Raw genomic sequence first — 21829 nt, forward strand, 5'->3', positions numbered from 1 at the left:
AGGAGGGGGCCGTGCGGCGAGGACAGCGGGGATGGGGAGGTGGTTGCGGACCGGGTTCTGCCTGGGAGCGCTGTGGTGGCAGTTGACGGTGCTGGCGGTGGCGGCCGATGCCGGTGGCAGGGTCTGGGTCGAGCGCATCGATCTGCATGGCAACCAGGTATTCGATGACGAGGAACTGCAGCGGGCGGTGGCCAGGCGCTGGGCGCAGCGCTGGCTCGCGGCGGAAGACATCGAAGCCCTGCGCCAGGCCCTGACACGCTATTACGTCGATCACGGCTACGTGAATTCCGGGGCTCAGCTGCCGCAGCAGGATCTGAGCGGCGGCGTGCTGCGCGTCGACATCGTCGAGGGGCGGCTCAGTACGGTGCAGGTGCACGGTAATTCGCTGTTCGATGAAGACTGGCTGGTCGCGCGCGTGCTGCCGGACACGCAAAAACCCCTGCAGCTCGCCGAGCTGCAGCGGCGTTTGCTGCTGCTGCAGGAAGACCCGCTGCTGCGCCGCGTCGACGGCCGCGTGCTGCCGGGGACGCAGGCTGGCGATGCCCGTCTCGATCTCGGCGTCGAGGAAGTCTCGCCCTACTGGTTCGCCGCCACTTACGGCAACGATCGTTCTCCGGGCGTCGGGGCGCGGCATTTCACCCTCAGCGCTGGCATGCGCAGCCTCAGCGGCCGCGGCGACGCACTGTACCTGCAGGGTACGCCAGGCGATGCCCACGACGGTGCCGCCGCCTATACGCTGCCGCTCAGCCCGGATGGCCTGCGCTTCGGCCTCAGTGCGCAGCGGTCCGACGATGATCTGGTCGAAGCGCCGTTCGATGAGCTCGACATCCGTACCGAGACCAATACCCTCGGCGCGTCACTGGCGCTGCCGGTGTGGCGCGAGCCCGGATCGAGCCTCGAATTCGGGCTCAGCCTCGAACGCGAGCACAGCGAGAGCACGCTCGACGGCGAGCCGTTTTCCTTCTCACCGGGCGAGGAGGACGGTCGCAGCACCGTGACCGTACTGCGCGTGACGCAGGACTGGCTGCAGCGCAGCAGCACGCGCGTGCTGGCTGCACATTCGGCACTGAGTTTTGGGCTCAGCGCCTTCGGCGCGACCGTGCACGACGACGCGCCGGACAGCCGTTTCACCAGCTGGCTGGGGCAGTTCCAGTGGGTACAGCGACATAGCAGCGATCTGCAGTGGCTGCTGCGCGCGCAGACGCAGCTCGCCTCGCAGGCGCTGCTGCCACAGGAGAAGTTCGGTATCGGCGGCCTGTACAGCGTGCGCGGTTTTCGTGAGAACCTGCTGGTGCGCGATAACGGTGCTTTCGCCTCGCTGGAAGGCCGTATTGCACTCGGTCGCTTCAGCTTCACCGACACACCGCCGGATGATGAGACCGGGCGCCTGTGGCTGGCGCCGTTCGTCGACTGGGGGCGCGGCTGGAACAAGGACAGTCCGGGAGAAACCCTGTCTTCCGTCGGCATCGGCCTGCGCTGGCAGCCGGTCAAGGTGCTCAACCTGCAGGTCTACAAGGGATGGCCGCTGCAGGGGCCACGGCATGTCGGCGATGATCTGCAGGATCGCGGCATTCATTTTCAGGTCGGCCTGCTGCTCGACTGAGTGCAGCAGGTCGTGATGTTTTGCATGGGAGGCGCAGTCCATGAGTTTCAATGCCGATCCGGTCGAGTTGCTCGGTAGCAGTCCGTTGTTCGCCGACCTCGCCGGCGCGGAGTTGGTGCAGCTGGCTGCGCTCGCACATCGGCGCAGCGTCAAGCCGCGTGAAACGATCTGCCGCAAGGGCGCACCCGGCGGGCAGATGTTCGCCGTGCTGCGCGGCCGGCTGAAGGTGACCACGGTATCGAGCGAGGGGCGTGAAGCGATCCTCGCCCTGCTCAGCACCGGTGATCTGTTCGGCGAAGTGTCGCTGCTCGACGGCGCGCCGCGCAGCGCCAATGTCATCGCCGTCACCTCCGGTGAACTGCTGGTGCTCGAACGCGCCGACATGCTCGCGTTTCTTGAAGGTCAGCCGCCGGTCAGCCAGAAGCTGATGCTGGCGCTGTGCCGGCGTCTGCGCAGCACGGACGCGCTGATCGAGGATCTGCTGTTCCGGCCGCTGACCTCGCGTCTGGCGCGGCGTCTGCTCGAACTGGGGCGCGAGCACGGTCAGGCGCACCCGCGCGGTGTGCGCATCACCCTGCGCCTGTCGCAGGAAGAGCTGGGGCAGCTGTCCGGCAGCTCGCGCGAAAGCGTCAATCGCCAGCTCGCGCAGTGGGACAACGCCGGCGTCGTCACCAACGAAGGCGGACATCTGCTGCTGCTCGATCTGAACACGCTGCAGGAACTGGCAAACAAATCCTGAACTCCCCGCTGTGAGCCCGCGCATTGCGTGTCGGGCGCGCGAGCCGGAGGGTGAACAGGTGAGGCCCGTGGCGTAGCCGTTCCGTGACGCCGGCCGTGCGCACGCCGGCTGCGGTGCCGACTCACGGGGAATCCACGGCGGGCAAGCAAGGGAAACGGCATGGAAATCGGGAACGCAGCGCAATGGTGCCGCCGCTTTCTGCTGCTGGTGTGGTGTGGCTGTTGCACCGTCGCCGGCGCGCAGGAATCGGTCGATGCCCTGATGGCGGCCGGACGTTACGCCGAGGCGATCCCCCGGCTGCAGGCGCAGCTGGAAACCGCCACGGATACGGCCACCCGGGTGCGCATGCTGGTGGCGCTCGGCGAGGCGCAGACACAGTACGGTGATGCCAGCGCTGCCGAGCACAGCTGGACGCAGGCCCTGCGCCTGGACCCGTCGCCCGCCACCCATGCTGCGGTACGTCTGGTGCAGGGCAACGGCAAGCTCGCCAGCCATGATCGCGAGGGCGCGATCGCCGATTATCGTGACGCCGTGCGCAACGCCGATGCCGCCGCTGATGCGCTGCTCGGTGCGCGCGCGCGGATCAACCTCGCGCGCCTGGTGACCGGCGGGGCCGACACGCTGCTGCGTCAGGCCGAGAGCCGGCTCGACGGCCTCGCGGATACATCGGCCGTCGTCATGAGCCGTCTCGCTATCGGCATCCGCTGGCTGGCGCTGTCGGCTGCCGGCCGCGCTGAGCGTACCTTCAAGACCGCCGAGGCCCAGGCCACCCGGCTCGGCGATGCTCGTCTGGGCTGTTACGCGCAGGGTTACCTCGGCGCGGCGCTGGCGGCGCGGGGGCAGCGGACTGCGGCGCTGACGGCGACCCGTCGCGCCCTGGCCACGGCCAGCCAGCTGGCGGCGCCGGAGCTGCTGTATCGCTGGCAGTGGCAGCTCGGCCGCCTGCTCGCCGAGCAGGGCGAGCGCTCGGCGGCCATCGAGGTCTATCGCCAGGCGGTGGCGCAGCTGCAGGTGCTGCGCGGCGAGCTGGCGGCCAACCCCGGTCAACCGGATCGTCTCTATGAGAGCCTGGGGCCGGTCTACTTCGGGCTCGCCGATCTGCTGTTGCAGCGGGCGGCGGACAGTGGCGAGCGCGGTGAGCAGGATCGGCGCGAGGCGCGGGATCTGATCGAGCAACTGCGCGCGGCCGAGCTGCGCGATTACTTCGGCGATGAGTGTGTCACGACCTTTCAGACACGCATCACGCCGGTCGGCGGTGATCAGCACACGGCAATCATCTATCCGATCCTGCTGCCCGATCGCCTGGAGATGCTGGTTGGACGTGGCGACGCGCTGCGCCAGGTGACGCTGCCGATCACTCGCCGCGCACTCACCGAAGAAGTCGATGCGCTGCGTCGTCTGCTGGAAAAGCGCTCGACCAACGAATATCTGCCGCTGGCCCAGCGTCTCTACGACCGTCTGCTGCGCCCGCTCGAAGCCCTGTTGGACGGTGCCGATACGCTGGTGTTCGTGCCGGACGGGGCACTGCGCACGATTCCGCTCGGCGCTCTGCATGACGGGCAGCGTTTCGTTATCGAGCGCTGGGTGGTGGCGGTTACCCCCGGACTCAAGCTGACTGATGCCCGGCCGCTGCAACGCAAGAATCTGCAGGCGCTGGTGGTCGGCGTCAGTGCGCCGGTGCAGGGGCTGTCAGCGCTGCCGGCGGTGCGTGCCGAGGTCGACGGCGTGCGCGCCGTGTTCGACGGCGAGCTGCTGCTCGATGAGGACTTCAGCGCCGAGCGGTTTTCGCAGGCACTGCGCCGGCAACCCTACGCGATCGTGCATATCGCTTCGCATGGCAGTTTCGGCAGTGACCCGCGCCGGACCTGGCTGCTGACCTGGGACCGGCGCCTTGATCTCGACCACATCGAGCAGGACATCGGCGTCGGCCGTTACCGCGACGAGCCGCTGGAGCTGCTGACGCTCAGCGCCTGCGAAACCGCCGCCGGTGACGAGCGTGCCGCGCTCGGTCTGGCCGGGGTGGCGCTGAAGGCCGGCGCGCGCAGCGCGCTCGCCACGCTCTGGCAGGTCGATGACCGCGCCACCGAACAGTTGGTGACGCATTTCTACCAGGCTCTGCGCACGCAGGGTAAAGCCGCGGCGCTGCGCAGCGCGCAGCTCGCGCTGCTGGCCGAGCGGCGTTATCACCACCCGGGATTCTGGGCGCCGTTCCTGCTCATCGGGAACTGGCAATGATGATCGGGCGGGCTGCAACCACGTTGCCGAGCTTCGCGGCGACGCTGGCCTGGGGATTGGTGGTGGCGCTGCTGCTCGGCCTGCTGCGCTATTTCGGCCTGCTGCAGGGTATGGAGCTCGCGGCCTACGATCTGGCTTTACAGCAGCATCTGAAGCCGGCGGCGAGCGCGCAACCCGTCGTGCTGATCGGTGCCACCGAGGGCGAGCTGGGGCGTTATGGTTGGCCGCTGAGCGATGCCCTGCTGACGCAGCTGCTCGATCGACTGCTTGCCGCCGGCGCGCAGACCATCGGCGTCGATCTCTACCGCGATCATCCGCTGGCGCCCGGTGAAGCGCAGTTCGAGCGTCTGCTGACCGAGCATTCACAGGTGTTCGCGATCATGAAGTTCGGCAAGCCGGGTGCATCCGGTGTGGCGCCGCCGCCGGTGCTCGCCGGCACGCCGCGCGTGGGTTTCAGTGATGTTCCGCTCGATGACGACGGTCGCGTGCGGCGCGCACTGTTGTTCATGCACGATCCGGAAGGCCGCCTGTACTCGGGATTCGGACTGCGCCTGGCGCTGCACTGGCTGGCTCATCAGCCGCGCATTTTTCCGCAGGCTGATCCGCTCGATGGCAGCCTGCGGCTCGGTCCGACCGCACTGCGTCCGCTGGATATCGACGCCGGCCCCTATGCGCGCAACGATCCGCGCGGCTATCAGATGCTGCTCGACTTTGCCGATGGCGAGCTGCCGCGTTATTCACTGGCCGACGTGCTCGACGGGCGGGTGGATGCCAGCGCGTTCGCCGGGCGCGTCGTCATCGTTGGTGTCGTTGCCGCCAGCGTTAAGGATGTCTTCGACACGCCGGTCGATACGCGCATGGCTGGTATCGAGCTGCACGGGCGTATCGTCAGCCAGCTGCTGCGCAGCGGCCTCGGCGAGATGCGGCCGTTGCGCTCGCTGCCACTGGCGGCGCAGTTCGGCTGGATCGCCCTGTGGGCGCTGCCGGCGGCGCTGCTGGCCCTGCGCTGTCGCCCGGCGGCTGTGTTCTATCCGCTGCTGTTCGCCGGCCTGCTGCTGGTGGCCGCCGCGGCCGCCGTTGCCTGGATGCGGGGCTGGTGGCTGCCGGCGCTGCCGGCGGCACTCGGCTGGCTGCTCGCCGGGCTCGGCGTGCGCATCTGGCTGGCGCGCCAGCAGCTGATCGAGCGCCGGGCGCTGATGCGTCTGTTCGCCCGCCATGTGTCGCCGGCGGTCGCCGACATGATCTGGCGCGAGCGCGAGAGTTTTCTTGAGGGGGGCCGCATGCGCCCGCGCGCACTGCAGGCGAGCGTGTTGTTTGCTGATCTGTGCGAGTTCACGCCGCTGGCCGAGCAGCTGTCGCCGGACGAAGTGTTCGAGTGGCTGGATTACCACCTGCAGGCGCTCGGCAATGCCCTGCTGGCGCACGGTGGCATGATCGACAAGTACATCGGCGATGCGGTGATGGGCGTATTCGGTCCGCCGCAGTCTCATCAGGAACATCACGAGCGGGTCGCCGATGCGCGTGCCGCCGTCGACAGCGCGCTCGAAATGCGTCGTTTGCTCGACCAGCTCAACAATTATTGGGGCCAGCGGGGCCGAAGACCGAGCCGTTTGCGCATCGGCATACATTCAGGACCGGTGGTTGCTGGTAATCTCGGCAGTGACGAGCGCCTGGAGTACACCGTGCTCGGCGATACGGTGAACATTGCGGCACGCCTGGAAGCGTATCCCTGGCAGGAGGGCAGCGTGCCGGAACCCTGTCGGATTCTGATCAGCGAATCGACGCGGCGTCTGATCGGAGAGGATTATCGCGTCGAAGCGGTCGGCACGGTCAGACTGAAGGGACGTCGGGCCGAGCTGACCGTCTATCGGGTGCTCGATACCTGCGAGGTGCAGCGCCTGTCGCTGGAGAGCGCAACATCATGAAGAGCCTGTTGTCTTGGCTGGTTCTCGGACTGGGCGTGGCGTTGGGGGCAGGGGTGCAGGCGGGCGATGCCAGCACCAGTGCTGATGATCCGCCCGAGTATCGGCCGCCACCGCGTTCGGCTCCCGATGCCGAACGCCTGAGCGGCGGTGGCAGCCGCAGTGCCGATCGTCCGGCCGTCGAACTGAGCGTGCTGGCACCGCAGTGGAGCGGGCGCAGCGCCTCGGCGCAGCCGACGCTGTGCTGGTACCAGTCGGCGGCGGCCGAGGTGCCGCTTGAGCTGACGGTGACTGAATCCGATGCAGTGCGGCCGCTGTTGTCGAAGCGGCTGCCGGCGTTGGCGGGCGTGCAGTGCTTCTCGCTGAGCAGCGCGGGAATCAAACTGCATGCCGGCAGTGTCTATGACTGGTCGGTGGCGCTGGTCCTCGACGAGGATCGACGCTCTGCCGACGTGTTGTCGCAGGCTAACTTCGTCGTGCAGGCGCCCGCCCGTGGCGAGCAGGCTGTGCTGCGCACCAGCGAACCGGCGGCGCGGGTGCGGGCCTATGCTCAGGCCGGTTACTGGTATGACGCGCTCGGCGAGATCGAACGCATGCTGGCGGCGCATCCGACCGATCCATTGCCACGGCGACTGCGTGCAGCCCTCAGCGAGCAGGTCGGCCTGAACGCGGCAGCGGCCGTCGATCTCGACGCGGTGCGCTGAGCGGCGTTGCTCAGCGCGGCTGTGGCTGTTCGTACTCGCCGAGCAGCCCGACCGCCATCGCCATGCGGATCAGCTCGGACAGCGAGCCGGCGCGCATCTTGTCCATGACTTTGGCGCGGTGGACCTCAACGGTCTTGCGGGAGACGTCGAGCATCTCGGCGATGGTCTTGTTGGGCAGGCCGCGCACCACCAGCTCCATGACTTCACGTTCGCGCGGCGTCAGCGAGGTGAAGCAATCGGCGACGTTCTCGCGCCGGCTCGCGCTCTCGCGGCGTTCCTGGTCGCGCGCCAGGGCGTTGTGGACGCAGTCGAGCAGAACCTGGTCGTTGAACGGTTTTTCGATGAAATCCATCGCACCGGACTTCATCGCGGCAACGGCCATCGGCACGTCACCGTGGCCGGTGATGATCACCACCGGGATCTCGATGCCGTGTTCCGGCAGGCGGCTCTGCGCCTGCAAGCCGCCCATACCGGGCATGCGCACGTCGAGCAGTAAGCAGGCAGGGCAGCCCGGATCACTCCAGCTGGTAAGAAACTCGGTCGCATTGCTGTGGATGCAGGCGCTCAGGCCGACTGATTCGAGCAGCCATTTCATGGAATCGCGCAGTGCCGGGTCGTCATCGACGACGTAGACGATGGAGGGGCTCATCGCATGCCTCGGTGGTCTGTCATGAAACGGTGGGCAGTGTGAACTTGAAGATCGCCCCGCCCCCGGGATTGTTTTCGGCCCATAGTTCTCCGCCGTGCGCTTCCATGATCGAGCGGCTGATCGACAAGCCGAGCCCGAGTCCTTTGGGTTTGGTGGTGTAGAACTGTTCGAACAATTGCTCATCGTCGCTCGGCAGTCCGTGACCGCGGTCAGCAACCTGCACGACAACGAATTCCTCGTTGAGCATGGACGAGCCGACCACCACCGGCCGGCGCCCGCTGCCGGGCTCGGTGGCGGAGGCCTCCATTGCATTGCGCAGCAGGTTCAGCAGGACCTGTTCGATCTGTACCCGGTCACCGAGAACGTCCGGCAGGCTGCCGGGCAGCTCCGAGAGCAACTGCACATTGTGCCTGCGTGCCTCGGTCTGGCAGAAGCGCAACATGTCGCTGACCACTGTATTGATATTGAGCGGGCGGCGCATGAACTCGCTCTTGCGGGCGAAGCCGCGCAGCCGCTTGATGATTTCCCCGGCCCGGCTGGCCTGCTGGGCGATGCGCTCGAAGGCGCCGTGCAGCAGCTCGGCACTGGCCGGCGGCTGCGAATCGATGCGGCGGATGGCGCCGCGGGCGTAGTTGACGATCGCCGCCAGCGGCTGGTTGAGCTCGTGAGCGAGGCCCGAGGCCATTTCACCCATCGTCACCAGGCGGGCGATATGGGCCATTTCCGCGTAATGGCGCTGGGCCAGTTCTTCGGCGTGGCGCCGCTCGCTGATGTCGCGGGCGCAGGTCGAGAAGTACTCGACGCCGTCCTCGTTGGCCGGGTGCGACAGGATCAGCTGCGAGACCGGCAGCTCCTGACCGTCGGCCTTGCGCAGCGTGGTTTCCCCTGACCAGGTGCCGCTGGCACGCGCCTGCGGCAGCCCTTCGCGCTCGACGCGCGCCAGCGACTCCGGCGTGAGCAGGTCGTAGAGGCGCAGGTAGTGGTTTTCGGGGTAGGGAATGCCGAGTGCCCGCCGCGCCGCTTCATTGAGATAGGTGATACGGCCGTTGCCCTCGAAGAAGGCCACCAGGTCGGTGGTCGCCTCGACGATGCTCGCCAGCCGTCTGGTCGCACGCTCGCTCATCACCCGCCGGCTGACATCGCGCGAGACGCTGATGATCTCCAGCAGATCACCGCTCATCGGATCACGCAGGGTGCGGCTGGTGCTCTCCAGCCAGATGTAATGACCATCCTTGTGCCGGTAGCGGTAGGTGGCGACGTAGATGCCGCGGTCGTAGGCCACCGTCGGTGCCCGTTCCTGATAGGCGAGCCGGTCGTCCGGGTGGAAAAGATCGAGCGAAGAGACCCCGATCAGTTCTTCAGGCCGGTAGCCGAGCAGTGTCTGTGCCGCCGGCGAGACGTAGAGGAACTCCCAGGTGTCGGGGGCGTGACGCGAGATGATGTCGGCCGACTGTTCGGCCAGCAGCCGATGACGTGCCTCGCTGATGCGCAGCAGTGCCTCGGTGCGTCGGCTTTCGGTGCGATCGCAGCCGACCAGGTAGGCACCGCTGTCATCGTCCAGTGGCAGATAGGTCCATTCCAGCAGCCGGTTGCCGACGCGCGCGTCGCCGAACACCACGGGTTTGCGCAGCAGCAGGCATTCGGTGAGCAGGTCGAGGTGGCGCTCCGGCAGCAGATCGAGCGGACCGGCGAGCGCTTCCTCGGCGATCAGCTGCTCGGCGGCCGGATTGACGGCAACGATGCGGCCGTCGAGGTGGCTCTGCAACGCAACCTCGGGCAGCAGGCGTGCCAGGTCCGCGAACGGGGCACGGGGGATAGTACTGGCGAGGGGGTTTGACATGGCCTTGCGGTGATCCTGATTCGATTAGGGGAAAATACCTATGCGTATTCTGGATTAGTGAATTTCATTTAGGTATCCTGCTGACAATACTTAGACTGCTTACTAAGCCGAGTGAACGGGATGTCGGAAGTGTTGTTCACGCAGTAACAAATTTCCCGACATCGCGTGGCGTTTACGGTATTTCCCCAGTTCTGCCTGCGGCTGAGCGCAGGGCATAAGACTGGAAATCCGCAGGTGCCGGCCCCGTTTCGTAAGCGTTGCCAGAGCGTGCTCGATCGGGGTTTTCGGCACGTAAGGCGGCAGCGACCGCAGCCATGATGCTGCGGCGATTAGAAAAAACGAGGAGATGGTGTGATGAAGACGGTTCCTGCTCTGTGCAACGGCGTGCTGCCTGCACGTCACAGAGGATGTATGACGCTGCAGGTGCGCGCTGACGCTGTCGCTGCTCGTCATATCCGCGGGCTGCTTGCGCAATGCGCGGCCCGTGCCGCTTCTGCCATCAAGGCCGACAGGCCGCTCCTGAAACAGCGCACATCGATCCAGTACAAAGCGCTGTCGTGCATTCGCAAAGGAGATGCGGCTCTTTTTTCCTGCGTTGCGGGTTAGGGGGCTGAATGAGGCTGTATTGCGCTGAGAAAAGTGCGAGGGCTGCATTTGAGGGCATGGGCATTTGTGTGCCATGTCCAATTGTCAGGCGGTCTGTCTGCGCCGAATCGGGCGCAGGTCTCGTCGCCGTCGTATCGCCATGAAGAAGTAGGGGGAGCTTTAATTATGTCAGTCAATTCCGCACCTGCAGCGAGCGGACAGGTCGTTACCGAAACTAAGATCATGATGTCGGATCCCACCGCGCTGGGGGTATTCGGCCTGTCACTGGTTACGTTCGTTGCGGCATCGCAAAAAATGGGTTGGACCACGGGTGTCGCCTATATCGTGCCTTGGGCGTTGTTCCTCGGTTCCGTCGCTCAGATCTGGGCGTCAACGATAGATTTCAAGAAAAACAATTACTTCGGCGCCATCGTGCTGGGTGCTTATGGTTTGTTCTGGGTGGCGGTGGCGATGCATTGGGCGATGTCGCTCGGCTGGTTCGGTGCCATCGACGCCACGCTCAATGATCCTCGGCAGATTGGTTTTGCGTTTATCGGTTATCTGATTTTTTCCCTGTTCATCATGGTGGCGGCGTTCGAAGCCAATAAGGTTTTCGCCGCAATTCTTGTGCTGATCAATGTATTGCTTGGCTCGCTGGCGCTGGCGACGTTCGGTATTCAGGCTGAGCTGTGCAAGCATCTGGCGGCTTATTCAGAGTTCAGTATTTCACTGCTGGGCTTTTACGCGGCCGGCGCGGTTTTCCTGAACAGCTATTTCGGTCGTCCGCTGCTGCCGCTGGGCAAACCGTTTGGTTTGATTCGCAAGGGGCCGCGTTGAGTCTCGGTGAGTCGCTGCAGACACGCTGTCGCGCGTACAGCGATACGTTCCGTCGTCGTGTCTGCGGGGAATGAACCTGTGGGGGTAAGCAGGAGGGTCTCGACACACAGAGGGATCGGGCCTGCTACGTTAGGTACGTCCCCGGGTGTCTGTGCTGGTGGCATCCGGGGTTTTTCGTATGTAACTAAGGAACACCCCGCAGGAGGAGACAGAATGACGAATACCGCGCTGGCTGAGGAATGTGCCGCTGATGTGCTGCTGCGCGCCGATGCCGACGGCATCACCACGCTGACGCTCAATCGCCCCGCACAGTTCAACAGCCTGTCGGTCGAACTGCTCGCTGCTTTGCAGCGCGCGCTCGACGCCATCGCCGAAGACCTCAGCGTGCGTGTCGTGGTGATTGCTGGCGCCGGCAAGGCGTTCTGTGCCGGGCACGATCTCAAGGAAATGCGTTCCAGCGAGGATGAGGCTTTTCATCAGGCGCTGTTCGAGCAGTGCGGCCGCGTGATGATGACGATCAACCGCATGCCGCAGCCGGTCATTGCCCGCATACACGGCATTGCCACGGCGGCCGGTTGCCAGCTGGTTGCCGCCTGTGATCTGGCGGTGGCCGCCGATGTCGCCCGTTTCGCCGTGTCCGGCATCAACGTCGGCCTGTTCTGCTCGACGCCGGCGGTCGCGCTGTCGCGCAATCTCGGTCGCAAGAAAGCGCTCGAACTGCTGTTCACCGGTGAATTCATCGACGCTGCCGAAGCTCAGCGCCTGGGCCTGGTCAACCGTGTGGTGCCGCTCGAACAGCTCGATGCGGCGCTACAGACGCTGTGTGCGGCCATCATCGCCAAGTCGGCGCTGGCGATCCGCACCGGCAAGGACATGTTTTACCACCAGCTCGAACTCGGGCTGGAAGACGCTTACCGCTACGCCGCGGGTGTCATGGCTTGCAACATGGGAGCCGAAGACGCACGCGAAGGCATCGATGCCTTCGTGGCGAAGCGCAAGCCGCAGTGGAAAGGCTGCTGACGTCAGGGAAGCGTCCTGCAGTTGAGGGGGTACTAATGGCTCGCAAGGGCCAACTGGAGAGAAGAGAAGATGCAAAACCCGTATGAACTCGGACTCGACCGCAACGCAGCCAACTTTGTGAACCTGTCGCCGCTGAGCTTCATTGAGCGCACGGCGTCGATTTACCCGGAGCGGTTGGCGGTGGTCCACGGCGACACGCGCCGTAGTTGGGGGGAGGTCTTCACCCGTTGCCGCAAGCTCGCCTCGGCGCTGAACAAGCGTGGCATCGGCCTCGGCGACACGGTCGCCATCATGCTGCCGAACATCCCTGAGATGCTCGAAGTGCATTTCGGCGTGCCGGCTTCGGGTGCGGTGCTGAACACGCTGAACGTGCGTCTGGATGCCGACGCCATCGCCTTCATGCTGCAGCATGGTCAGGCGAAGCTGGTCATCACCGACCGTGAATTCTCCGACACGGTGAAAAAGGCCCTGCGGCTGTGCCCGGTGCGCCCGATCGTCATCGACGTCGACGATCTCTACTACGAAGGCGGTGAGCTGCTCGGTGAGAAGAATTACGAGGCGTTCCTCGAAGAAGGTGATGCCGACTTCGAATGGAAGCTGCCCGATGACGAGTGGCAGGCGATCTCGCTGAACTACACCTCGGGTACCACCGGCAACCCGAAGGGCGTCGTCTATCACCACCGCGGTGCCTATCTCAACGGCATCTGCAACATCGTCGCCTGGGACATGGGCAAGCATCCGGTCTATCTGTGGACGCTGCCGATGTTCCACTGCAACGGCTGGTGCTTCCCGTGGACGCTGGCCGCAGCGGCCGGCACCTCGGTATGCCTGCGCGCGGTACGTCCGGAGCCGATCTTCAAGGCGATCAAGGAAGAGAAGGTCAACCACTTCTGTGGCGCACCGATCGTCCTCAACATGCTCAACAATTCCCCGGCCGAGATGAAGGCCGGCATCACGCACCTGGTCAAGGTGATGGTCGCCGGTGCCGCGCCGCCGGCCGCGGTCATCGAGGGCATGGAGCGCATGGGCTTCAACGTCACTCACGTCTACGGCCTGACCGAGACCTTCGGCCCGTGCGTGTCCTGCGTCTGGCAGGATCGCTGGGAAGATGCCTCGGTCGAGGAGAAGGCGCGGCTCAAGGCGCGTCAGGGCGTGCGCTATCCGATGCAGCAGGGGCTGATGGTCGCCGATCCGACCAACATGCAGCCGGTGCCGCAGGACGGCAAGACGCTCGGCGAAGTGTTCATGCGCGGCAACCTGGTGATGAAGGGCTACCTGAAGAATCCGGCCGCGAGCGAAGAAGCCTTCGCCGGTGGCTGGTTCCATTCCGGTGACCTCGCCGTGTGGCACGAAGACGGTTACATCGAGATCAAGGACCGCTCGAAGGACATCGTCATCTCCGGTGGCGAGAACATCTCGACGATCGAAGTCGAGGATGTGCTCTATCGCCATCCGGCAGTCATGGAAGCCGCGGTCGTCGCCCGCCCGGACGCCAAGTGGGGCGAGACGCCGTGTGCCTACGTCACGCTCAAGCCGCAGTTCGAGGGTGAGGTCAAGGAGGAGGAGATCATCGCCTTCTGCAAGACGCAGATGGCCGGCTACAAGGTACCGAGGACCATCGTCTTCGGGCCGCTGCCGAAGACCTCCACCGGCAAGATCCAGAAGTTCATCCTGCGCAACCAGGCCAAGGAGCTGGGTTCGCTGAGCTGATGGCGGCCTGAACCCGCTTGAAGCCGACGCCCCGCAGTGATTGCGGGGCGTCGTCGTCTGCAGCGGCTGCATTCTCTGCGCGGCCGGAGCCCGTGAGGACAGTTTCGCACTGCTCGACCGGCCGGCATATGTCTACCTCTTGCGGGGAACAGACCGCGAAAAACCGCCTCACGTATGATTTTGTTGAATCATCGACATGCAGCGCACGGCGGCGCGAGCGCCCTGCATCGGGCCGCACGGCCGGTGCGTACGCATAGCGGGGCCGTGCTCGCTGCCTGTATCGTGTGTGCTCCCCGTCAAGGGAAGGAACATCTCGCCAGGGCGTGGCTGTGTGAACTCTGCTCGATGCATTCGATTGCAGATGCCTGGCCGTGAAGGCCCGAATGCGGGCGAACGATCGAGCCTCGCGCTGTCCCGACAGCCGCAGGGCGGCAGCGATCGCGCCCGCCTGCCACCGAGGAGATGCGTCCGTGTCCACCGTCACCGAACCGTCCGCGCAGCTGATCGACCGTTTCGGTCGCCACATCGATTACGTGCGCCTCTCCATCACCGACCGCTGCGATTTCCGCTGTGTCTACTGCATGGCGGAAGACATGACCTTCCTGCCGCGCGCCCGCGTGCTCACGCTCGAAGAAATGGCCGAAGTCGGCCGCGCCTTCGTCGCGCTCGGCGTGCGCAAGATTCGCCTGACCGGCGGTGAGCCGCTGGTGCGCCGCGACATGCTGATGCTGGTCGAACAGCTCGGCGCACTCGAATCGCTGCGTGAGCTGGCGCTGACCACCAACGGTTCGCAGCTCGCACGCATGGCGCCGGCACTGCGCGCCGCCGGCCTGACGCGCATCAACGTCAGCCTCGACAGCCTGCAGCCGGAGCGTTTCCGCCGCATCACCCGCACCGGCGATCTGGCGACGGTACTGGGCGGGATCCGGGCCGCGCAGGCGGCCGGTTTCGAGCGCATCAAGCTCAACAGCGTCGTGCTCAAGCACCGTAATCACGACGAAGTCGTCGATCTGGTGCGCTTTGCCATCGACGAGGGGCTGGACATCTCCTTCATCGAAGAAATGCCGCTTGGCGTCATCGGCGATCACGATCGCGCCGAGGCTTATTACTCCTCAGACGAGATCCGCCGCGATCTCAGCGAGCATTTCGAGCTGCTGCCGACCACCGAGAGCAGCGGCGGCCCGTCGAAGTACTATCGCGTCGGCGCCACGGCCTGCCGCGTCGGCTTCATTTCGCCGCACAGCCACAATTTCTGCGGCGACTGCAACCGCGTGCGCGTTTCCGCCGAGGGCCGGCTGCTGCTGTGCCTCGGCCAGGAGCATTCGGTCGATCTGCGCCACATGCTGCGCGCATATCCCGGCGATCACCAGCGCCTGCAGCAGGCCATCGTCGAGGCGATGCGGATCAAGCCGCGCGGGCACGACTTCCGCCTCGATGCGCAGCCGGTGATCCTGCGTCACATGAACGTGACCGGCGGCTGAAGCCTGCCGCCGCCGCGCGCGCCTTCCGGCGCAGCAGCGCGGCCAGGCCGAGGCCGTACAGCATCACGCTCGCCGGCTCCGGTACCGTCGCGTAGGGCGTGAAGCTCAGCGTATCGAGGTTGTAGTTCAGCGATACGGCGACGCCGCTCGGCTGCGAACCGGGGGTGCGGGCGACGAACAGCTGCACGACGCGCTGGCTGAAATCGAGCGGATCGAGCGTCTGCGGCAGGCTCGGCGCATCGATGACATCGGCGCTGATGGCATTGAGCAGCAGCGTGAACTGCACCTGCGTCAGCCCCGCCGGGTCGCCGCTGAGCTCATCGGGGTCGAGGTAGATGCCGTTCAGCGAAAAGCTGTCGCGGCCCGCCGAGGCGTCGCGGACCTGCGCATAGGCAAAACTGCCGCCCTGGCGTTCGCCGGCAAACACCGTCGCACCGTCGGCAGCGAGCAGCTCGAAACTGAACGCGCGCAGCGCACCGTAGAAATTGTTGGTCGTGCCATTGAAGGTGCTGAACAGTGTCGCCGGCGTGTCGGTCTCGTAGAGCGCGTGGCCGCGCAGCTGCGATACGTCGGTGCCGAAGACATTGGCGGATGCGCTGCTGCGCGTACCGCTGAAGTCGATCTGGATCAGCCCGGCCTGGGCCTGAGTGGCGACCAGCAGGCCGCACAGGGACAGCGTGCGCAACATCGTGGACATCCTCCGCTAGTGTCGGGCTCCGGCGGACAGGGCCGGGCAGGGCGCATTGCGACAGCGCCCTGCGACACGCGCGGGGACGGACGATGAAGCTTTGGCGACGGTCGCGCCGGCCCGCGTTCTTACGCCAGCGTCGAGGGCGGTTCGGTCGGCATCAGCGTGACCGCGGCGAAGCCGCCGTGGTGCAGCACCTCGCGCAGTACCAGCAAGGCCGCGGTGAAGTCGCGCGCCGTCGGCAGACCGAGGCGCGCCGCCGGCATGCCGTAGGCGATATCGGCGAGGTCGTTGAACAGACGCTCGACCCTGCCGGTGTCCAGACGCACCGGCAGGGCGCCGGCAGCGACCAGGTGCGCGAGCGTCTGGAGCGACGGTTCGGCGCAATACAGTTCGGCCGCCGCCGGCAGGTGACGCACCGCAGGCATCAGCACGTCCTCGATGCACGCGATGGCGGCTTCCAGTTCGGCCGGCGTGGCCGGCTCATGCTGCAGGCTCTCCAGCACCGTATGCATGGAGCCGGCGGCGATGACCGATAGCGTCGGGCCGGCCGTCACCGTCAGCACGATCTGCCCGTCACGGAAGCGCAGCCACACGGCCGCCGCCGGGTGTGAATCGCGATCATCGTGCATCTCCTGTCTCCCGTGCGTTCGCGTCTGCGGATGGAGGATACCTGCCGGCCGGCCATATCCGCATATTCCGCGCGAAAACGGCTGGCGAATACGCTGAATATCACTGATCCGTAAAAATAAAATTATCGGGGTGATTGGGGAAATCTATTATTGATCCAATAGGCAAAAACAATTCGGCGGATGAAGACATCCCATTGGATGCCAATGCAATGCAAAACCTAGACTCCTCGCGACGGCGAGTTAGTTGCGTCGTCAATTACACGGAAAACTCTCAATGCCTGTCGCAGTGATTAGCGGCAGGCGCTGATGCTGAGTTTACCGTTGAAGCGTTCTAAATTTCGAGGAGGCTTAAAATGAGCGATAAAAAGCTCACGACCACGGGCGGTTGTCCGGTGGTCGACAACCAGAACGTGCTGACGGCCGGGCCGCGCGGTCCGCAGCTGCTGCAGGATGTCTGGTTTCTGGAAAAACTTGCGCATTTCGACCGCGAGGTGATTCCGGAGCGGCGCATGCATGCCAAGGGTTCCGGCGCCTATGGCACGTTCACGGTCACCCATGACATTACGCAGTACACGCGCGCCCGGATTTTCAGCGCCATCGGTAAACAGACCGAACTGTTCGTGCGTTTCTCGACGGTGGCCGGCGAGCGCGGTGCCGCCGATGCCGAGCGCGATATTCGCGGTTTTGCCGTGAAGTTCTATACCGAGGAGGGCAACTGGGATCTGGTCGGTAATAACACGCCGGTGTTTTTCCTGCGTGATCCGCTGAAATTCCCCGATCTCAATCACGCGGTCAAACGCGACCCGCGCACCAATCTGCGCAGTGCCCGCAACAACTGGGATTTCTGGACACTGCTGCCGGAAGCGCTGCACCAGGTCACCGTGGTCATGTCCGATCGCGGCATCCCGGCGAGCTATCGGCACATGAACGGTTTCGGCTCGCACACGTTCAGTTTCATCAATGCGCAGAACGAGCGTTACTGGGTCAAGTTCCATCTGAAAACGCAGCAGGGCATCAAGAACTGGACCGATGCCGAAGCCGCCGCCGCCGTCGGCCAATGCCGCGAAACGCATCAGCGCGATCTCTTTGAGGCGATCGAGCGTGGTGATTTCCCGAAGTGGACGCTGTACGTCCAGATCATGCCGGAGCTGGATGCCGAGAAGGTGCCGTATCACCCCTTCGATCTGACCAAGGTCTGGCCGCACGGTGACTATCCGCTGCTCGAAGTCGGCGTCATGGAGCTCAACCGGAATCCGGAGAATTACTTCGCCGAGGTCGAGCAGGCCGCCTTCAACCCGGCCAATGTCGTGCCCGGCATCGGTTTCTCGCCGGATAAAATGCTGCAGGGACGGCTGTTTTCCTACGGTGATGCGCAGCGCTATCGGCTCGGCGTCAACCACGGTCTGATTCCGGTCAACGCTCCGCGCTGCCCGGTACACAGCTATCACCGCGACGGCATGATGCGGGTCGACGGCAATTTCGGCAGCACACTGGGCTACGAGCCGAACGGTTACGGCGAATGGCAGCAGCAGCCGGACTACCGCGAACCGCCGCTGAAGATCGACGGTGCCGCCGATCATTGGGATTACCGCGAGGACGACGACGATTACTACAGTCAGCCGCGCGCGCTGTTCCAGCTGATGAGCGCCGAAGAGCAGCAGCGCCTGTTCGACAATACCGCCCGTGCGATGGGTGACGCGCCGGAGGAAATCAAACGCCGGCATATCGCCAACTGCACGAAGTGCGATCCGGCCTACGGGGCCGGCGTGGCGAAAGCCCTGGGGCTGATGGACTGAATCGCCAGGGCTTCAGGCGTACATCGCTGAATGGCTCTTGCTAAACAACCCCGCGCGCAGGTGTCTGCGCGCGGGTATCGATTGCACTGCCGGTATTACCAGGACAAGGCTTTGGTGTTGTCCTTGAACAGCGCATCCCCGGTGATTTCCGGGCTGCCGAGTTTCACCCCTGGGATGAGGTCCGCTTCCGTGATGCCGTATTGCTTCATGCACATCGGGCAGATCAGCACGGTGGCGCCCTTGCCGATCAGATCGGCAAGCAGTTTCTGATGCATGGCAAAGCGCTCGGCGCCGGCTTTGGCGCCGATGAAAACGCTTTTGTCATTGAGCAGAATCGTCAACGGATGACCGCGCTGGAATTGCTTCAGGCCGAAGGTAATGCCCATGTTCGCGCGGTGCGGATCGTCAGTCGTCAGATTGACGAATAACGGGTCCGTGTCAGCGGCAAATGCTGCGGGCGTGAAGCAGCCCGCAAGCAGGGTGAGGATGAACAGGAGACGACTGATAATTCTCATGGCGAATATCCTTTTCCGGCTGGTTTTTTTGAAACGCCGACGATTTGAAACGAGTTCTCCGTTCGAATGGATCAGTCTGAAGCTTGATAGCGCGATTACTGAAAATCAAGCACGCTGTCGATAGCCGCACTCGTAATGATCTGAGCCGTTTTTTATCAATCAGCACAGCCATGCCGTATTCGAATTCGGTGTTTCTAAATCTATAAAAATGTATCGATCGAAGCGTGCGATCCGCGTCGAGACTGATTCAAAACGAATCGCGACCTGCTGAAACGTCCCGTTCAGTGAAGCCAACCGATTCCGGTGTAAGGGGCGGGCGGATGGCTCATGCCTCGGGGTGATCCGAGGCTGGCGGCCTCTGTGTTGCGTACCGGGGCCCATACGGACGCGGAACTTTAAATGCCCGGGCGCTGGAAATCCGGGCGGTCGGCGTCCTCACTCAAGGCGATCGATCCGAGCGGCTGCGCTGCGGCCGGCGGGCGGCGAGGGCGGGCGGTCCGCTCTGCCGGTTCAGTGGAGGTGACGTCGATGCCGGAAGTGATGTCTGACGCGGTGCGCATCAGCTACGACGATCATGGCCAGGGTGAAGCGGCTTTGCTGTTCCTGCCGGGCTGGTGCGGCAGTCGCCAGGTGTTCGAGCCGCTCGCCGCCCGCTGTGCGACGCAGCGGCGCACGCTGGTCATCGACTGGCGCGGCCACGGGCAGTCGGCGCCGGTGGCCGGCGATTTCGGCGCCGCCGAGCTGCTGGCCGATGCCCTGGCCGTGATCGCGGCCAGCGGCGCGCAGCGGATCGTGCCGGTGGCGTTGTCGCACGCCGGCTGGATCGCCATCGAACTGCGCCGCCGGCTGGGCGAGCGCATTCCCGCATTGGTGCTGCTCGACTGGATCGTGCTCGATGCCCCGCCACCGTTTCTCGATGCCCTGCAGGGGCTGCAGCAGCCCGGGCACTGGCAGGCGACGCGCGAGCAGCTGTTCTCGATGTGGCTGCGCGGGCTCGACATCCCGGCGCTGAGTCATTACGTGCGCGCCGACATGGGGGCCTATGGCGGCGAGATGTGGGCGCGCGCCGGCCGCGAGATCGGTCGCGCCTATGCCGGGGCCGGCAGTCCGCTGCGGGCGCTGGCGGCGCTGGCGGCGCTGGCGGCGCTGGATGCGCCGGTGCCGGTGCTGCACCTGTACGCCCAGCCGGATGACCCGGGCTACCTGGCGGCGCAGCAGGCGTTTGCGGCGGCGCACCCCTGGTTCCAGGTGTCGAAGCTGGCGGCGCGCAGCCATTTCCCGATGTACGAAGTCGCGCAGGAGATGGCCGCGATCATCGAAGACTTCGTGGCCTGAACCGCGTTCGATCGCGCTGTCCGCTGGCTGAGGAGGTTCGCGCATGGGAGCCAAGACCTGGATGCTTGTCTACGCCGACACCGATGCCCGCGCGGCGCTGCGCGCGCGGCCGCCGCTCGATACTGCGGCGACGCAGGCGCTGCTCGGCACGCTGTTCCCGCAGGAGACGCTCGTCGCCAGCGGCGAAGGCGATCTGTCGTGGACCTGTCCGCCGGAGGATGAAATCCTCGCCGGCTGCTTTCCCGGCGTCGCGGTCATCGCCGCCAAGGCGTTCGGCATCGATTACCCGTCCAGGCTGGAGGCGCACTTCGTCGAAGCCAGCCGCGGCAAACGGCTCTACCTGCATGCGATGCACAGTGTCGTCGACTGGTTCGCCTATGCCTGCTGGCACGACGGCCGTCTGCTGCGGGCCCTCAGCCTGTCGCCGGACAGCGGCATTCTCGAAAACATCGGCGAACCGCTGGCCTTCGAGGCGACGTACTGGGCCGGCGGGCATCCGGCCTTCGACGACGGCGAAACCGAGGCCTATCCGCTGCCGTTCCATCCGCTCGACCTCGGCGATGCCGCGCTGCGGGCGCTGTTCGGCTACCGGCTCGAAGGCCCCGCCGAGCCGACGCTGATCGAGCCGGAGACGGTGCCGCTGCTGCGCTTCAAGCGCCCGCGGCGGCGCTGGCACCTGTGGCCGTGGTGAGCGCGTGCAGCCTGCATCAGGCTGGCGATGACGGCCTGATGAATTCTGGTTAATGTCTTGGCGGACCAGCGATGGTCGCGGCAAAGCGGCCCCGTCGAGTCTTTCTTCGAGTGGCGCGCGGCATCGGTCACAGCAGTGACGACGTTTCGAGCGTGCAGTGTCCACCCGGCGAGGAGAGAACCCGACGATGCGATGGGGAAGGCTGTTCCTGATCAAGCTGTGCCCGGACAAGGTGATCCACGAGTCCGCCGAGGTCTACCGCGCCTGGGAGCAGGTGCCGGACGATCGCAAATGGTCCGATCCGGTCAGCGACGGCTGGCAGGAGCTGCATCGCGGCTGCTTCAGGCAGGCCGGCATCCCCGTGCCGACGCTGCAGGACAAGCTGATGATCATCGCCCACGGCTCGCTGACTCACGTCGGCGTCGAGAACAGCGCGCTGGAATCCCCGGGCGGGCAGGGGTTCGACGCCCAGGACCTGGCGGTCTGGCTCAAGCAGTGGGGCATCGAGGAGATCGGGCTGATTTCCTTCAAATGCTGCTATATCGGCGCCGGCACGTTCCTTGAGGACTTCATTCGCGAGTCGGCGAACAAGCTCAGGGTCGGCTGGGTCAAGGGCTACAAGGGGCCAGCCAGCACCATCGAGCGCAAGTGGTACGACGTGCCGGTCATCGGCGGCAGCACCGGCAAGCCCTACGAGAGCATCAAGCGCGAGGACGGCGGTCTGCTCGGCCAGGCGGGCGTACCGCTCTACGGCAGCGACCGCTTCAAGATCGTCCCCGGCCATGCGGCGATGAACATGCCGGGCTCGCGTTATCTGCTGGACAGCTTCCGCGAAGCCGGCGACTGA

At 65.2% G+C, this 21829-nt stretch carries 19 protein-coding genes; 14 read left to right on the forward strand and 5 right to left on the reverse strand.

The features are described 5' to 3' along the window. Positions 1–31 precede the first annotated feature (31 nt). The 5 genes from C7443_RS11465 (at position 32) to C7443_RS11485 (ending at position 7203) form a co-directional block, all read left to right on the forward strand. A complete protein-coding gene (locus C7443_RS11465; protein WP_170123591.1) occupies positions 32–1603 on the forward strand; it encodes a ShlB/FhaC/HecB family hemolysin secretion/activation protein in 1572 nt (523 codons plus the stop codon). 40 nt (positions 1604–1643) lie between these two features. Continuing rightward, complete coding sequence (locus C7443_RS11470) at positions 1644–2342, forward strand: Crp/Fnr family transcriptional regulator (protein ID WP_110018755.1); 699 nt, start codon at positions 1644–1646, stop codon at positions 2340–2342. A gap of 159 nt (positions 2343–2501) precedes the next feature. After that, a complete protein-coding gene (locus C7443_RS11475; protein WP_110018756.1) occupies positions 2502–4577 on the forward strand; it encodes a CHAT domain-containing protein in 2076 nt (691 codons plus the stop codon). After that, positions 4574–6502, forward strand: a complete 1929-nt coding sequence (locus C7443_RS11480) for a CHASE2 domain-containing protein (protein ID WP_110018757.1) — start codon at positions 4574–4576, stop codon at positions 6500–6502. Before C7443_RS11475 ends, C7443_RS11480 begins: the two co-directional genes overlap by 4 nt. Next, positions 6499–7203, forward strand: a complete 705-nt coding sequence (locus tag C7443_RS11485; RefSeq protein WP_110018758.1) for a DUF928 domain-containing protein — start codon at positions 6499–6501, stop codon at positions 7201–7203. Before C7443_RS11480 ends, C7443_RS11485 begins: the two co-directional genes overlap by 4 nt. Before the next feature lie 10 nt (positions 7204–7213). On the opposite strand, the gene C7443_RS11490 is transcribed toward C7443_RS11485, so the two are convergent. Next, on the reverse strand, positions 7214–7852 hold the full coding sequence (locus C7443_RS11490) for a response regulator transcription factor (protein ID WP_110018759.1): 639 nt from the start codon (positions 7850–7852) through the stop codon (positions 7214–7216). Positions 7853–7871: 19 nt separating this feature from the next. Next, entirely contained in the window at positions 7872–9692 is a 1821-nt protein-coding gene (locus C7443_RS11495) for a PAS domain-containing sensor histidine kinase (RefSeq protein ID WP_110018760.1), read from the reverse strand. Between the two features lie 354 nt (positions 9693–10046). Here C7443_RS11495 and C7443_RS19895 point away from each other — a divergent pair, with 354 nt between their 5' ends. The 5 genes from C7443_RS19895 to moaA all read left to right on the forward strand — a co-directional run bounded on the left by C7443_RS19895 (position 10047) and on the right by moaA (position 15325). Then, entirely contained in the window at positions 10047–10298 is a 252-nt protein-coding gene (locus C7443_RS19895) for a hypothetical protein (protein ID WP_146213292.1), read from the forward strand. A gap of 165 nt (positions 10299–10463) precedes the next feature. Then, positions 10464–11114 carry an acetate uptake transporter gene (locus C7443_RS11500; RefSeq protein ID WP_110018761.1) on the forward strand — a complete coding sequence of 217 codons (651 nt, stop codon included), beginning with the start codon at positions 10464–10466 and terminating at the stop codon, positions 11112–11114. Between the two features lie 213 nt (positions 11115–11327). Beyond that, positions 11328–12134: an enoyl-CoA hydratase gene (locus C7443_RS11505; protein WP_110018762.1), complete on the forward strand. Its 807-nt coding sequence runs from the start codon at positions 11328–11330 to the stop codon at positions 12132–12134. 69 nt (positions 12135–12203) lie between these two features. Next, positions 12204–13844 (forward strand): acyl-CoA synthetase, encoded by a 1641-nt coding sequence (locus C7443_RS11510; RefSeq protein WP_110018763.1) that lies wholly within the window; start codon positions 12204–12206, stop codon positions 13842–13844. A gap of 470 nt (positions 13845–14314) precedes the next feature. Then, positions 14315–15325, forward strand: a complete 1011-nt coding sequence (moaA, locus tag C7443_RS11515) for a GTP 3',8-cyclase MoaA (protein ID WP_246004632.1) — start codon at positions 14315–14317, stop codon at positions 15323–15325. Here moaA and C7443_RS11520 read toward each other — a convergent pair. Together C7443_RS11520 and C7443_RS11525 are read right to left on the reverse strand one after the other, a co-directional pair. Next, complete coding sequence (locus tag C7443_RS11520) at positions 15249–16013, reverse strand: PEP-CTERM sorting domain-containing protein (protein ID WP_211346192.1); 765 nt, start codon at positions 16011–16013, stop codon at positions 15249–15251. The two genes, moaA and C7443_RS11520, sit on opposite strands and share 77 nt — an antisense overlap. Positions 16014–16141: 128 nt before the next feature. Then, positions 16142–16645, reverse strand: coding sequence for a hypothetical protein (locus tag C7443_RS11525; protein WP_110018766.1), 504 nt, complete (start codon positions 16643–16645; stop codon positions 16142–16144). Between the two features lie 353 nt (positions 16646–16998). Here C7443_RS11525 and C7443_RS11530 point away from each other — a divergent pair, with 353 nt between their 5' ends. Beyond that, on the forward strand, positions 16999–18441 hold the full coding sequence (locus C7443_RS11530; RefSeq protein ID WP_110018767.1) for a catalase: 1443 nt from the start codon (positions 16999–17001) through the stop codon (positions 18439–18441). A gap of 95 nt (positions 18442–18536) precedes the next feature. On the opposite strand, the gene C7443_RS11535 is transcribed toward C7443_RS11530, so the two are convergent. Beyond that, on the reverse strand, positions 18537–18956 hold the full coding sequence (locus tag C7443_RS11535; RefSeq protein ID WP_110018768.1) for a DsrE family protein: 420 nt from the start codon (positions 18954–18956) through the stop codon (positions 18537–18539). 528 nt (positions 18957–19484) lie between these two features. Here C7443_RS11535 and C7443_RS11540 point away from each other — a divergent pair. The 3 genes from C7443_RS11540 (at position 19485) to C7443_RS11550 (ending at position 21829) form a co-directional block, all read left to right on the forward strand. Next, positions 19485–20291, forward strand: a complete 807-nt coding sequence (locus C7443_RS11540; protein ID WP_110018769.1) for an alpha/beta fold hydrolase — start codon at positions 19485–19487, stop codon at positions 20289–20291. A gap of 43 nt (positions 20292–20334) precedes the next feature. Further along, positions 20335–20982: a DUF6928 family protein gene (locus tag C7443_RS11545; RefSeq protein ID WP_110018770.1), complete on the forward strand. Its 648-nt coding sequence runs from the start codon at positions 20335–20337 to the stop codon at positions 20980–20982. A gap of 187 nt (positions 20983–21169) precedes the next feature. Then, positions 21170–21829: a hypothetical protein gene (locus tag C7443_RS11550; RefSeq protein ID WP_110018771.1), complete on the forward strand. Its 660-nt coding sequence runs from the start codon at positions 21170–21172 to the stop codon at positions 21827–21829.

The organism is Plasticicumulans acidivorans (assembly GCF_003182095.1).
In the GTDB taxonomy this organism is placed as follows: domain Bacteria; phylum Pseudomonadota; class Gammaproteobacteria; order Competibacterales; family Competibacteraceae; genus Plasticicumulans; species Plasticicumulans acidivorans.

What these genes read in the sequence shown, in the direction of transcription:
- C7443_RS11490 (WP_110018759.1), bottom strand. Translation starts at nt 7,852, where the DNA reads ATGAGCCCCTCCATCGTCTACGTCGTCGATGACGACCCGGCACTGCGC.
- C7443_RS11495 (WP_110018760.1), bottom strand. Translation starts at nt 9,692, where the DNA reads ATGTCAAACCCCCTCGCCAGTACTATCCCCCGTGCCCCGTTCGCGGAC.
- C7443_RS11550 (WP_110018771.1), top strand. Translation starts at nt 21,170, where the DNA reads ATGCGATGGGGAAGGCTGTTCCTGATCAAGCTGTGCCCGGACAAGGTG.
- C7443_RS11485 (WP_110018758.1), top strand. Translation starts at nt 6,499, where the DNA reads ATGAAGAGCCTGTTGTCTTGGCTGGTTCTCGGACTGGGCGTGGCGTTG.
- C7443_RS11500 (WP_110018761.1), top strand. Translation starts at nt 10,464, where the DNA reads ATGTCAGTCAATTCCGCACCTGCAGCGAGCGGACAGGTCGTTACCGAA.
- C7443_RS11540 (WP_110018769.1), top strand. Translation starts at nt 19,485, where the DNA reads ATGCCGGAAGTGATGTCTGACGCGGTGCGCATCAGCTACGACGATCAT.
- C7443_RS11545 (WP_110018770.1), top strand. Translation starts at nt 20,335, where the DNA reads ATGGGAGCCAAGACCTGGATGCTTGTCTACGCCGACACCGATGCCCGC.
- C7443_RS19895 (WP_146213292.1), top strand. Translation starts at nt 10,047, where the DNA reads ATGAAGACGGTTCCTGCTCTGTGCAACGGCGTGCTGCCTGCACGTCAC.
- C7443_RS11470 (WP_110018755.1), top strand. Translation starts at nt 1,644, where the DNA reads ATGAGTTTCAATGCCGATCCGGTCGAGTTGCTCGGTAGCAGTCCGTTG.
- C7443_RS11525 (WP_110018766.1), bottom strand. Translation starts at nt 16,645, where the DNA reads ATGCACGATGATCGCGATTCACACCCGGCGGCGGCCGTGTGGCTGCGC.
- C7443_RS11510 (WP_110018763.1), top strand. Translation starts at nt 12,204, where the DNA reads ATGCAAAACCCGTATGAACTCGGACTCGACCGCAACGCAGCCAACTTT.
- C7443_RS11520 (WP_211346192.1), bottom strand. Translation starts at nt 16,013, where the DNA reads ATGTTGCGCACGCTGTCCCTGTGCGGCCTGCTGGTCGCCACTCAGGCC.
- C7443_RS11535 (WP_110018768.1), bottom strand. Translation starts at nt 18,956, where the DNA reads ATGAGAATTATCAGTCGTCTCCTGTTCATCCTCACCCTGCTTGCGGGC.
- C7443_RS11465 (WP_170123591.1), top strand. Translation starts at nt 32, where the DNA reads ATGGGGAGGTGGTTGCGGACCGGGTTCTGCCTGGGAGCGCTGTGGTGG.
- C7443_RS11530 (WP_110018767.1), top strand. Translation starts at nt 16,999, where the DNA reads ATGAGCGATAAAAAGCTCACGACCACGGGCGGTTGTCCGGTGGTCGAC.
- C7443_RS11480 (WP_110018757.1), top strand. Translation starts at nt 4,574, where the DNA reads ATGATGATCGGGCGGGCTGCAACCACGTTGCCGAGCTTCGCGGCGACG.
- C7443_RS11505 (WP_110018762.1), top strand. Translation starts at nt 11,328, where the DNA reads ATGACGAATACCGCGCTGGCTGAGGAATGTGCCGCTGATGTGCTGCTG.
- C7443_RS11475 (WP_110018756.1), top strand. Translation starts at nt 2,502, where the DNA reads ATGGAAATCGGGAACGCAGCGCAATGGTGCCGCCGCTTTCTGCTGCTG.